This window comes from Pyruvatibacter sp. (assembly GCF_040219635.1).
Classification (GTDB): Bacteria; Pseudomonadota; Alphaproteobacteria; order CGMCC-115125; family CGMCC-115125; genus Pyruvatibacter.
In genome coordinates this window covers 46,412-58,838 of sequence record NZ_JAVJSC010000008.1, presented here as the reverse complement: position 1 = coordinate 58,838, position 12,427 = coordinate 46,412, and the positions used below count along the sequence as shown (strand labels likewise).

At 60.9% G+C, this 12,427-nt stretch carries 13 protein-coding genes; 1 reads left to right on the top strand and 12 read right to left on the bottom strand.

Features of this window, described 5'->3' with window-relative positions; genetic code table 11:
* Window positions 1–122 precede the first annotated feature (122 nt).
* Window positions 123–929: a DUF2189 domain-containing protein gene (locus RIB87_RS12105; RefSeq protein WP_350146977.1), complete on the top strand. Its 807-nt coding sequence runs from the start codon at window positions 123–125 to the stop codon at window positions 927–929.
* A 6-nt stretch (window positions 930–935) separates the two neighbouring features.
* On the opposite strand, the gene ccoS is transcribed toward RIB87_RS12105, so the two are convergent.
* From ccoS to bufB, 12 genes are all read right to left on the bottom strand, one after another.
* On the bottom strand, window positions 936–1,109 hold the full coding sequence (gene ccoS / locus RIB87_RS12100) for a cbb3-type cytochrome oxidase assembly protein CcoS (RefSeq protein WP_350146975.1): 174 nt from the start codon (window positions 1,107–1,109) through the stop codon (window positions 936–938).
* Window positions 1,110–1,112: 3 nt separating this feature from the next.
* Window positions 1,113–3,350, bottom strand: coding sequence for a heavy metal translocating P-type ATPase (locus RIB87_RS12095; RefSeq protein WP_350147032.1), 2,238 nt, complete (start codon window positions 3,348–3,350; stop codon window positions 1,113–1,115).
* A 2-nt stretch (window positions 3,351–3,352) separates the two neighbouring features.
* Window positions 3,353–3,883, bottom strand: coding sequence for a FixH family protein (locus tag RIB87_RS12090; protein ID WP_350146973.1), 531 nt, complete (start codon window positions 3,881–3,883; stop codon window positions 3,353–3,355).
* 14 nt (window positions 3,884–3,897) lie between these two features.
* A complete protein-coding gene (ccoG, locus tag RIB87_RS12085; protein ID WP_350146970.1) occupies window positions 3,898–5,478 on the bottom strand; it encodes a cytochrome c oxidase accessory protein CcoG in 1,581 nt (526 codons plus the stop codon).
* 148 nt (window positions 5,479–5,626) lie between these two features.
* Window positions 5,627–6,613, bottom strand: coding sequence for a cytochrome-c oxidase, cbb3-type subunit III (gene ccoP, locus RIB87_RS12080; RefSeq protein ID WP_350146968.1), 987 nt, complete (start codon window positions 6,611–6,613; stop codon window positions 5,627–5,629).
* Window positions 6,610–6,786 carry a cbb3-type cytochrome oxidase subunit 3 gene (locus RIB87_RS12075; protein WP_350146966.1) on the bottom strand — a complete coding sequence of 59 codons (177 nt, stop codon included), beginning with the start codon at window positions 6,784–6,786 and terminating at the stop codon, window positions 6,610–6,612. Before RIB87_RS12075 ends, ccoP begins: the two co-directional genes overlap by 4 nt.
* A 12-nt stretch (window positions 6,787–6,798) precedes the next feature.
* Window positions 6,799–7,530 (bottom strand): cytochrome-c oxidase, cbb3-type subunit II, encoded by a 732-nt coding sequence (ccoO, locus tag RIB87_RS12070; protein WP_350146964.1) that lies wholly within the window; start codon window positions 7,528–7,530, stop codon window positions 6,799–6,801.
* A 14-nt stretch (window positions 7,531–7,544) separates the two neighbouring features.
* Entirely contained in the window at window positions 7,545–9,260 is a 1,716-nt protein-coding gene (ccoN, locus tag RIB87_RS12065) for a cytochrome-c oxidase, cbb3-type subunit I (RefSeq protein WP_350146962.1), read from the bottom strand.
* Between the two features lie 377 nt (window positions 9,261–9,637).
* Entirely contained in the window at window positions 9,638–10,021 is a 384-nt protein-coding gene (locus RIB87_RS12060) for a hypothetical protein (RefSeq protein WP_350146960.1), read from the bottom strand.
* Window positions 10,022–10,079: 58 nt separating this feature from the next.
* Window positions 10,080–10,553 carry a DoxX family protein gene (locus RIB87_RS12055; protein ID WP_350146958.1) on the bottom strand — a complete coding sequence of 158 codons (474 nt, stop codon included), beginning with the start codon at window positions 10,551–10,553 and terminating at the stop codon, window positions 10,080–10,082.
* A gap of 46 nt (window positions 10,554–10,599) precedes the next feature.
* Window positions 10,600–11,412 carry an HvfC/BufC family peptide modification chaperone gene (locus tag RIB87_RS12050; protein WP_350146956.1) on the bottom strand — a complete coding sequence of 271 codons (813 nt, stop codon included), beginning with the start codon at window positions 11,410–11,412 and terminating at the stop codon, window positions 10,600–10,602.
* The gene (bufB, locus tag RIB87_RS12045; RefSeq protein WP_502943249.1) at window positions 11,412–12,248 is read right to left on the bottom strand and encodes an MNIO family bufferin maturase; all 837 of its coding nucleotides are present in this window, start codon (window positions 12,246–12,248) and stop codon (window positions 11,412–11,414) included. The genes RIB87_RS12050 and bufB overlap by 1 nt, the downstream gene beginning before the upstream one ends.
* Between the last annotated feature and the right edge of the window lie 179 nt (window positions 12,249–12,427).

Sequence of the window (12,427 nt, the reverse complement as noted above, 5' to 3'; positions counted from 1 at the left end):
CCGATGCCATAGGCCAGCTAACACGCCAATTTGCGCCGTATCAATTCACTAATCCGCCAAATCGCGCATAATGCCGACGCTGGCACGTTTAGTGTCGGCCACTGAAGGGGAGAGACTGTCCAATGAGCACACCGGATCAGACCATCGACCACTCCATGCCCGGCCCCAAGGCCGCGCCGGTGGTCAATACAATTGCCATGGACGCCCCCTGGCGCTGGCTGGCTGCGGGCTGGCGTGACCTGTGGAGCCGCCCCGGCCTCAGCCTTGGCTACGGTCTGGTTTTCGTCGCGGTCTCAGCCGGTGTAACAGCGGGCCTGCTCTACCTTGAACTGTTCTCGCTCATTCTGGCGCTGGCCGCAGGCTTCATGCTGGTCGGCCCGCTGCTCGCCGTGGGCCTGTATGAAATATCGCGCCGCCTGCAATCCGGCGAACCGATCAGCACATCCGACGTGGCCATCGTCTCCACCGCGGCACCCGTGCAGCTTGCCTTCATCGGCGTGATGTTGTCGCTCATGTTGCTGGCGTGGATCCGCATTGCCACATTGTTGTTTGCGATCTTTTTCGGCATGGAATCCTTCCCGCCTTTCAGCGAGTTCTTCCCGGCGCTCATTCTTGAGCCGCGTGGTCTGGCGCTTCTTGTCACCGGCACGCTGGTGGGGGGTGCCATTGCGGCTGTGGTGTTTTCCGCAGCCGTTGTGTCCGTTCCCATGCTGGTGGAACGCGACATTGATGCAGTCACTGCGGTGCTGACCAGCATCAAGGCTGTTCAGCTCAACCTGGGGCCGATGCTGCTGTGGGCCTGGCTGGTGCTGATCCTGACGGCCTTCGGCATCGCCACGCTGTTTGTCGGGCTTATCATCACATTCCCGCTTGTGGGCCACGCCACCTGGCACGCCTACAAGGATGTGATTGCAGCGCCAACAGAGTAAGAGCGTCTATTTTTCATCTCGCGGTGCGGGCGGCTGATCGTCGTCGTCATCAAACAGGATGCGTTCTGCCGCCCCGTCGAGATCATCGAACTGACCGCTCTTGAGCGCCCACAAAAAACCGGCAAGCCCCAGCAGGCCTAAAAACAACGCTGCGGGAATAAGCAGGGCAAGTACGTCCATTTTCTAGCTCTCGCCTCCCGTACCGACACCGCGCAGCCCAATCTTTTGTAGCCGCAACCGCAGCGCATTCAGCGTCACGAGTATGGATGATGATGACATGGCGACGGCGGCAATCAGCGGCGTCACAAAGCCTGCCACCGCGATGGGCACGGCCACAAAATTGTAGGCCAGCGACAGGCCGAAGTTTTGCAACACCAGTTTCTGGCTGATGCGCGCAACGTCAAGCGCCACGGTGACCGGTGCCAGATACTGCCCCTGAAACACCAGATCCGCCGCCGCCTGAGAGACATCCGCGCCGGAGGCTGGCGACATCGACACGTGGGCGGCAGCAAGTGCGGGCGCATCATTCAGCCCGTCGCCCACCATCAACACCCGCGCACCGGACGCGGCCAATGCTTCAAGCCGCGCAATCTTGTCCTGCGGCATCAATTCAGCGGCATAGTCGTCAATGCCCGCCGCGCGTGCCGCGCTGGCAACTGTTTGCGCGCGATCCCCCGATAGCAATACAACCTTCATGCCGCGTGCTTTGGCCCATGATACGACTTCGGCAGCGTCGTCCCGCAAGCTGTCCGAGAAACCAAACCGCTGCGGCGCATCATCGCCAAGACGGAACCAGATTTCAGGCCCGGCACTGTGCGCATCGCCATCAGCGCCCACAAAGGCCGCACTGCCAAGCCGCGCAGGCACACCGTCGATGTCACCTATCAATCCCTGGCCGGGATGCTCGCTCACAGCGTCAGCAGACACACCCGCACCCGCTGCATGGGCCAGCGACCGGCTGAGCGGATGTGTGCTCGCCCGCGCCAGCATGGCGGCAGCCTCAAGCGTGCGCCCGTCCACACCTTCGCGCACCAGTTCAAGTGCGCCATCGGTCAGGGTGCCGGTCTTGTCAAACACCAGCGTATTGATCTCGGCCAGGCGCTCCAGCGCGTCCGATGATTTGAGCAAAATGCCGCGCGCCAGCAAGCGCCCGCTGGCCACCACATGCACAACCGGCACCGCCAGCGCCAGGGCGCACGGACAGGTGATGATCAAAACCGCGATGGCGATTTTCAGCGATCCGTCCCACGCCATGCCGCCGGCCAGCCACCAGCCCAGAAACGTGGCCGCTGCCAGAATATGAACCATCGGCGCATAGAGCCGCGCCGCGCGGTCAGCGATGCGCACATATTTGTCGCGGCCCTGCTCGGCAGCTTCCATCAGCCGCACGATTTCGCTCAACAAAGTGTCGTCGTCGCCCGCCGTGACACGCACCCGCAACGGGCCGGACATATTGAGCGTGCCGGCAAAAACCTGACCGCCCGGCTCCACCGCGCGCGGTGCCGTCTCGCCCGTGATGAGACTGGTATCAAGGTCAGAGCGGCCCTGCGCCACCACACCATCAGCCGCGATGCGTTGGCCGGTGGCAACCGCAACGATCATGCCGGGGCGCAGCGCTTCAACCGGCATCGCCCGCGCCACGCCGTCGTCGCCGATGACAGTTGCCGCATCCGCCCGCAGCGCCAGCAGGTTTTGCGCTGCCAGCGCCGCCCGTCCGCGCATCTTTATATCCAGTGTACGGCCGATCAGCAGGAAAAACAGCAGCATGATCGAGGCATCAAAGTAAACGTGCTTCGCACCGGCAATGGTTTCCGCCAGGCTCATGGTGGCCGCCAGCAAAACGGCCAGCGATATGGGCACATCCATGTTCATGGTCCCGGCGCGCAAGGCCCGCACGGCGGAGCGAAAGAACGGCCGCCCTGAAAACGCGATGGCCGGCATGGCAATGAGGCCGGAAATCCAGTGGAACATGTCGCGCGTGGCTGGCTCCATGCCGCCTTCATGGCCCGCCCATACAGAAACCGACAGCAGCATGACGTTGGCGGCGGCAAAGCCCGCCACCCCCATGCAGGTAATCAGTTCGCGTTCCTCACGCGCCTGTTGGGAGTGTAGCGCCTGCGGGTGAAACGGCCGCGCGCCGTAGCCCACACCTACAACAGCCGCCACAATGGCGCGCGGGGTGGTGGCATCCGGCGCAAAGCTGACCGTCAGCCGCTTGGTTGAGAGATTGAGGCGCGCATCACTGACACCGCGCACCTCATGCACCGCACGCTCCACCTTGCGCACGCAGCCACCGCAATGCACGCCATCCACAACAAAGTGCACAACCGCGCCGCCACCCTCAAGCGTGCTGACATAATGCTCCGGAATATCAGGAACATCTGTACTCAGAGCATTTTGCGAAACAGCAGCATCTGTCATGGTCACGAAGGCCCGCCGGCAAACACACGCTTCTCAAGATAATATGGCGTTGTGTCGGCATCCGCCCGCATATCCGTTGAGGCTTCAAGCGACAGCCGCATATCCCATGTGCCGCGTGCGGGCAGAACCGCTTCTGCCACATAGGTTCCGTCGGTGAACGGCGTGAGCACCGCCACCACGTCCTTGCCCTGCACAACAGGGCGCCAGAAGGTGAGGGTGCCGTCAAGGCCGCTGATGGCTGATCCGGCTGCGTCCGCTACCGTTACCACGACACGGGCCTGCGTTCCGTCAGGCATGGCGACAAATTTCTCGTCAAATGTCACCTGCCAGCCGCGCGCGCGTTGCGCTTCAGCCGCCTCAAGGGTCTGGTTGAAATCGCGGCCCACCTGATAGGCATTGGGTGTTTCGATGCCTGAAAACGTGCTCAGCGCCTGATAGGTCATGAACCCGTTCACTGCGAAGATGACGCCGAAAAACGCCACCATCGCGCCCAGCACATGCCACCCGGTCAGGCCATTTTTCAAAAGCACCATTGGTTTTGCGCCTCCTAGCGCTGGTCAGGTACGCGGAAGGTCGTGGCGTTGCGGACTTCGCGGCCATCCATCATGTCCGTGATGACAAAATCAATATCTGCCACACCGTCTTCAACCAGCCCTGTCTGCTCGGCTGATACTGACACGAACACCCGCAGATTGCGCAACCGGTCGGGCGCAACGGCCACCGGCAAAGTCTCAAGGCCGGTCTGTGTCAGCGTGGACAGCCGCGCACCCTCAAGGCCCGTGACAGTAACGTTGAACAACCGCTCTTCCGACAGCTTGTTGAGGATCTTCACGTCATAGCCGTTGCGGATGGACCCGTCAGACAACATGACGAACAACGGGTTGCGGTCGCGCAGCACGTTTACGTCCAGCGGAGAGCGGGTGACAAGCGCGGCCAGCATGATCGCCCCCACCAGCACAATGAGCGCCGCATACAAAATGGTGCGCGGACGCAGCAAGCGCGTGCGCGGTGCCAGGCCTTTTTCGCGCCGCTCCATATTGTCGAAATTATCATAGGTGATGAGACCGCGCGGGCGGTCGATCTTGTCCATGATGTCGTTGCACGCATCAATGCACAGCGCACACTGAATGCACTCAAGCTGGTCGCCGTCGCGGATGTCGATGCCCATCGGGCACGCCACAACACATTGCTTGCAGTCAATGCAGTCGCCCCGCCCCTCCCATGTGTCGCCCTTGCGGTGCGCGCCGCGTGGCTCACCCCGGTCTGTCCGGTAGCTGACCAGAAACGACTGGTCATCCACCAGCGCACCCTGAATGCGCGGCCACGGACACATATAGGTGCACACCTGTTCGCGGGCGAGGCCACCCAGCAGGTAGGTGGTAGAGGCGAACACGCCGATAAACAGATAGGCCACAACCGGCGCGTCCAGCGTGACAAGCTGCACGGCCAATGTGGGGGCGTCGGCGAAATAGAACACCCACGCGCCGCCGGTCGCCAGCGCGATCAGCACCCAGATGGAATGCTTGGTGAGTTTTTTGCCAAACTTGCCCAGCGTCCAGGGGCGCTTGGCCATGCGCAGCCGGTCGTTGCGGTCCCCCTCCACCATGCGCTCCACCATGATGAACAGATCCGTCCATACGGTTTGTGGACAGGTATAGCCGCACCACACCCGGCCAAACAGCGAGGTGGCCAAAAACAGCACCAGCGAGGCGAGCACCAGCAGCCCGGTGATGTAATAGATTTCCTGCGGCCAGATTTCGATGAAGAAGAAATAAAACCGCCGCCCCGGCATATCCAGCAGCACGGCCTGGTCCGGCGCATTGGGGCCGCGATCCCAGCGGATCCATGGCAGCACATAATAAATGCCAAGGGTGACCGCCATCACCACCCATTTGATGTTGCGGAAAACCCCGTGCACCAGTTTGGGATGAATGGCGCGGCGTTTTTCATACAGCGACCGTGAGGCAGCCGAGTTGACCGGCTCCACATCATGGCGCTCCACTTTTTCGTGGGCGCGACCATCGCCGGGTCCTGTCGCGGCAGCGGGAGGTGGTTCGGGTGCGACAACATTTGCCACCGCTTCGCGGGCAAGGTCTGAAAGGCCCGAACCTGGATCATTCGAAGTCATCGCAATCCTTCCTGTCCGGACCCTCCTATCCGGAACACATCATCAGCACACGCACGATCAGCACACGCACGACCAAACAGCCGTGTCCCCTTCGCACAGCAAAGTCCGCAGCGTGGCCTGCTGTTCCCGGATCAACCTGATCGCCGGATTACTCCTGCACCCCGCCTTCGGTCGCCGGCAGGCTTTCTTCGGGCAGCACGTCGCCAAACACTTCTGCCACCGGCGCGGATGGCTCACCGCCCCCAAGCGAGTGAACATACAGCGCCAGCTTGGCGATGGTCGCCTCATCCAGCCGCCCCTGCCAAGCGGGCATGACGCCGCGCCGACTGTGGGCTATTGACGCATAGATGGTTTGCTGGTCGCCGCCATACAGCCAGATTGCATCGGTCAGGTTGGGGGCCCCTAGCTCCTTGTTGCCGCGTCCGTCGTCCATATGACAGACCGAGCACTGCGCCGCGAAAATCTCAGCTCCGCGCGTGGCAGCCTCAGGGTCCGCATCACGGCCGGAAATCGACATCACATACTGGGTTGTGTCCGCCACTTCCTCGCGGCTCAAAATGCCGTCGTCGAGGAACTTCGGCATGTCGTTCATGCGGGTGTCCGGGTCAATGTCCCAGCGGATACCGTGGCGCAGCGTGGTTTGAATGTCTTCCAGCGTGCCGCCCCACAGCCAGGCGTCGTCATTGAGGTTGGGGTAGCCCTTGAAGCCCTGCCCGCCGCGTCCGTGACACGGTGCGCAGTTGTCACCGAAGGCGCTTTCGCCACCTGCCAGCGCCACCGAGTGCACGGCAGGATTGCCCGGCACATCGCTCAATGCGCCGGCCAGTATCTGCACATCATATTCGCGCAACGCTTCGCGCGAGGCGGCAACCTGCTCGGTTACCAGTTCGCGCTGCGAGTAGCCCAGCAACCCCGTTGTGTAGCTTGAGGCAAGCGGCCACGCCGGATACAGCACCCAGTAGCCGACCGCCCACAGGATGCAGGCATAAAACGTCCACAACCACCAGCGCGGCAGCGGGTTGTCCAGCTCGCGGATGCCGTCCCACTCGTGGCCCGTTGTCTGCACACCGGTATAGGCATCCACATGGGCATCAGGCTCGGCATGTCCCGGCTTGTTGTCAGCATTATCGGTCATTTTGAACGCCCCTCATCTGCCGGCGTATCATCATCAAGCGGCACCATCGCCGCGCGGTCGAAGTTCTTTTTGTTGCCGGGCCACATCGCATAGACGATGACACCGACAAACCCGACAAACAGCCCGACCAGGCCAATGGCCCCGCCGATGCTTCTCATTTCGTCATATCCCATGATGCCTGCCCCCTAGCGCATGTTCTCGCCCTCGGCTTCGTAAGCCGAGAAGTCAACGAGGGTGCCCAGCATCTGCATGTAGGCGATGAGTGCATCGAGTTCGGAAATCATGTCGGGGTTGCCGTCAAAGTCGCGCACCTGTGCCTTTGGATAGCGCGCCAGCATGGCGTCATAATCCTCAAACGGCTGCACCTGGATTTTGAGGTCAGCTTCCGCGTTCTCGATCATTTCATCCGTGTACGGTACACCGACAATGCGGTTGGTCCTGAGATGGTCCGCAATGCCCTCAAAATTGAGCGGCGTCTCTGCCAGAAACGGGTATTCCGGCATGATGCTCTCAGGCACCACGGCGCGCGGGTCTGCCATGTGCAGCACATGCCAGTCGTCTGAATACTTGCCGCCGACACGCGCCAGGTCCGGCCCGGTGCGCTTGGAGCCCCACTGGAACGGGTGGTCGTACATGCTCTCAGCCGCCAGCGAGTAGTGCCCGTACCGCTCCACTTCGTCGCGCAGTGAGCGGATCATCTGGCTGTGGCAGTTGTAGCAGCCCTCGCGGATGTAGATGTTGCGGCCGGCAAGCTCCAGCGGCGAATAGGGCCGCATTCCGTCCACTTCCTCAATGGTGGAGGACAGAAAGAACAACGGTGCGATTTGCACGATGCCGCCGATGGACACCACCACCAGAATGGCGACCACCAGAATGATCGAGTTGCGCTCAAGGGTGGCGTGACTGAATAAGGACATCTGTTCAGCCCTCCCTATTGCGCCGGCGCTGCAACGAACTGGCCCTGCGGAGCACGGCCGGCGGTTGCATCAAGGGGCTCGCTTTCGCGGATTTCACCCTTGGCGGTTTTGTACAGATTGTAGGCCATGATGAGTGAGCCGACGACGAACAGCGCACCCCCCAGCCCGCGAATGACATAGAACGGGTGCATCGCTTCCACGGTTTCCACGAAGGAGTATTCAAGGAAGCCCAGCGCATCATAGGCGCGCCACATCAGGCCCTGCAGAATGCCCGACACCCACATGGAGGTGATGTAGAGCACGATGCCCAGGGTCGCGATCCAGAAGTGCCATTCAACCAGCGCCAATGAATACAACCGCTGACGACGCCATACCCACGGCGTCATGCAGTAAAGCGCGCCAAAGCTCACAAAGCCGACCCAGCCCAGCGCACCGGAGTGCACGTGACCGATGGTCCAGTCGGTGTAATGCGACAGACCGTTCACAGCCTTGATGCTCATCAGCGGGCCTTCAAACGTGCTCATGCCGTAGAACGCCACCGACACCACCAACATGCGGATCACCGGGTCCGTGCGAAGACGGTCCCACGCACCGGCCAGCGTCATCAGGCCGTTGATCATGCCGCCCCAGGAGGGCATCCACAGCATGATGGAGAACGTCGCCCCCAGCGTCTGTGCCCAGTCAGGCAGCGCTGTGAAATGCAGGTGGTGCGGACCCGCCCAGATGTACAAAAAGATCAGCGCCCAGAAGTGAATGATCGACAGGCGGTACGAATACACCGGCCGCTCGGCGCGCTTGGGAATGAAATAATACATGATGCCCAGAAAGCCCGCGGTGAGGAAGAAGCCCACCGCGTTGTGGCCATACCACCACTGGGTCATGGCATCCTGCACGCCTGACATCAGCACATAGGATTTGTCGCCGGTAAACGACACCGGCACCGCCAGATTGTTGACGATGTGCAGCATCGCAATAGTGACGATGAAGGCGAGGTAGAACCAGTTGGCCACATAGATGTGCGGCTCACGGCGCCGCCACAGCGTGCCAAGGAACACCAGCAGATACACCACCCACACGATAGTGAGCCACAGGTCGATGTACCATTCAGGCTCGGCGTACTCCTTGGACTGGGTGACACCCAGCACATAGCCGGTGGCGGCCAGAACGATAAACAACTGATAGCCCCAGAACACGAACCACGGCGCAATGTCGCCCGCCAGCCGCGCCTTGGAGGTGCGCTGCACCACATAAAACGACGTGGCGATCAGCACGTTGCCGCCAAAGGCAAAGATCACAGCAGACGTATGCACAGGGCGCAGGCGTCCGAAGTTCAGCTCGGCAATGCCGGTCAGCAGGTCCGGGTAGGCAAGCTGGATGGAGAGCACCAGCCCGGCCGCAAACCCCACAACACCCCAGAAGGTGGAGGCAATCACGCCCCAGCGGATCACCGCGTCATTGTACTGCACGCCGTCCGGCGCTGCGGGTGTTGGCCCGCGCTTGAGAAAATCAAAGTGCCGGTCGCCGATCCACATGATGGCAAGCAGGCAGAACACCGTGATGAGCGCGCCATGAAACGCCACCGGCCCGCTGGTGGCACCGGCGATCACGAAAATACCCAGAAACGCGCCAAGGCCGAACAGCGCGATCGCCCCCCAGCCCGTGGTCGTCAGCCGACCGTCGTCGCTGAGCGGTGCTCCGGAGTTGTTCCGGGGATTTGTTGTTTGTGTCATGACCTACGCTGTGTCCTGCCTAAAAAGTCCCGCATCGAAACTGCGTGCCGACGATACACTGCCGCAAATGGCCTACGCGAACGCTGCACATGTCAGGGTAGGTGCAGGATTCTGCGGGAAACAACATTGACCTTGGTCAATCGGGCTGACCCATTGACCCACAAAAACCCTTACAGGCAACAGGGGTTTTTAGCCCTCAAGACCAATCATCCTTTATCGGCAGAGGGTTGCGGCCTGGCGCGGCATGTTGGCAGGCACACCCGACACGACCAAGCGGGCTGAGGGCGGGCGGATGTGCCGCACCCTACTTTCAGCTAGTCACCTGAACCTGGGGCCTGAAACCGGGGCCTGAAAACAGGCGTCCGAAACGCGTGGTGCTAGTGCCAGCCAAGTCCGACATATGTAAGGACGGCCCCGACACCAAGCGCCAAAATTCCCCACGCCCGGATGAACTGACCCGTCACCAGCGGGTTGAGCAGCCGCATGAACGATGAGCCGATGGCGAGAAAGATGAAGCCCTCCAGCAGCGTAATCGCCGCCAATATGGTGACTATCGTCTCCAGTGGCGTGTCAATCTTGTGGTGGGCCGTCAGCAGCACGGCACCGATGAAAAACACCAAGACACCGCACACAAACGACAGACCCGCGCTTTCGCGCAAATCCCGCAGCATGGCGCGGCCCCGGTCGGGCGTGGCGACAAGGGCAATACCGGCGGCAATCATGTAGAGCCCAAATCCAAGGGCAATGGCTTGAGTCATCATGGGGTCTGCTCCCTTCTTGAAAACGACCCGCAAAGCCTACCGCCACAGCACCGCCATGTCAGCGTCCAAACCGCCGGGCAATCAGATTATCGATCGCCAGAAGGCCCGGTCCGCGAATGATGATGTAAAGCAGCGCTGTGGCCCATAAGAGATGAAGCGCCCACGCACCGGGATACACAAACGTCTGGATGACCGCCGTCATCACCAGCAAACCAAGTGCGCCGAAGCGCGCGCCCAGTCCCACAAACAACATCAGGGGAAACAGGTGCTCGCCAACAGTGCCCAGCACCGCCGCCCAGTCAGAGGGGATCAGCGGCAATGCATACTCATGCTCAAACAGAAAGTAGGTTGAGTCTTTCAGCGCAAAACCGTCGACCTTGAGACGGGCGGATGTCCAGAACACCATGCCAACTGCGATGCGGGCACCGAGTGCCAATATCCACTCCGGCACCGCTGACATGATGTCGATGGCCCGTGAGATAAATCCGACAAGTCCGTTCTGGCTAGCCGTAATAAGGTTGGCATACGTCATGGGTTCGCCCCCTGTTTTAAAATGCACATCGTCAAATGAAATGGCATCAGGCAGCAGCATCCGTGGGCCAGACAAAACTGCCCGCCGTCAAAAGTGCTGCAAAAATTAGCTGTGGGTCTGCGTCCGGCTCGGCCTCGAAGGCTGAAATCATCGCCCGGCCAAGCGTCACACCGCCATCAACAGCGCACACAAAGGAAAAAGCACCCGGCGACAACCGGCGCACTTCCACCTGCGCGCCGGGCCGCACCACAAACAACCGCTCGGCAACGTCGCCAGTGGTCACATCTAACTTGCCGTCATTGGCAGGCTGGTTGGCTTCCCAGATGCGCGACACCGCATAAGGCGCCATCAACAGGCTATGCGCTGCTGGCAGCGCAAGCCGCAGCCCATCCAGCGCCTGCGCACCTTCGCGCTCAAGCACCACTTGCAAATCCTGCGCGGTGACAGGCGTTGCGTCGGCTGCGTGATAAACCCGGTGCCACGCATATTCGAGCCGTGCCACGTCCGGCAGATAAGGCATGCCGCGCGCAGGCTCGAACGACACCAAAAACCCTGCAAAGTCAGGCGCAAAGCCGATCAGCGACGCCTGACGCGGCAATGCATCGGGCGCTGGCCGCTGCAGATAGGCACGCGCCATCGCCCTGAAAAACGTCTGACCCACCAGCCGCTGACACACCGGATAAAGTGCCGCCAGCGCATCCGTCAGGCTGCTGAATACATTGTTGCGATACACGTCAAACCGCGGCTTTGAGGGCAGTATTTCACCGGACACGCCCGCCATCTCGTTCAAAATCATGTTGTTGTCAGGGTCGCGCAGAGACGCTGCAAACAGGCGTTGCTGGGTTTCAAGGTTCGTCATCACACACGCTCTTCAACAGCATCTGCCACTACCGCGTGCATAGTGTCGCGTGCCCTGCGCGCCTCGCTTGCAAGCTCACTCAGTGGCGGCACATCCGTGTCCCACTCAAGCAGGGTTGGGCGCGCACCAGCGCGTTCAATCACATGCGCATACAACGCCCAGACTTCATCCGTAGGCGGACTGCCATGATCGTCAATGCGCAGCGGCGTTGTTCCGCGCACATCCACACTGTGGCCTGCAATATGAATCTCGCCGACCAATGCCACATCAAATGCGTCAAGATAGGCGTAAGGGTCTGTGCCCAGATTATGTGCACTGACAGCAACATTGTTGACGTCGAGCAACAGCCCGCATCCGGTGCGTTGCGCAAGCACACTTAAAAACTCCGGCTCCGCAATTTTGCTGTCCGCAAACGCCAGATAACTGGAGGGGTTCTCGACCAGTATCTGCCGACCAAGCACGTCCTGGGTCTGGTGCACATGGTCAATGGCAATCGCCAGCGCTTCATGGGTGAGCGCGACAGGCAAAAGGTCGTTGAAATAGGCACCGCCATTTTCGCACCACGCCAGATGTTCGGACACCAGCATAGGCTGATAGCGCTCTAGCAACGCACGCAGGTTTTCAAGGTGATGTTGGTTCAGCGGCGAGGCACCACCCAGCGACAGGCCAATGCCATGAATGGAAAGCGGCATACGGTCTGCAATAGCGCTGAGATAGCGATGCGGCGCACCTCCGGCCCCAAAATAGTTTTCTGCATGGACCTCAAAAAAATCGACGCCCGGCACTGCATCATCAGTGCTCAAAATTTCCTGATAATGCTGCGGCTTCAGTGACACGCCTGCCACCGCTTCATGCACATTCCTGGTATGCCCGCCTGCGGCATGCCCGAATGACCCTTGAGGAACCTCTCCCGTCCCACCCTGTGCACGCGCGGGGGCATACGGCGGGGCGGAGGCGCGAAACAGCTGCGCACCAGCAGGAAGTATGTGAGGGGAACAGGTCATTCGGGACATGT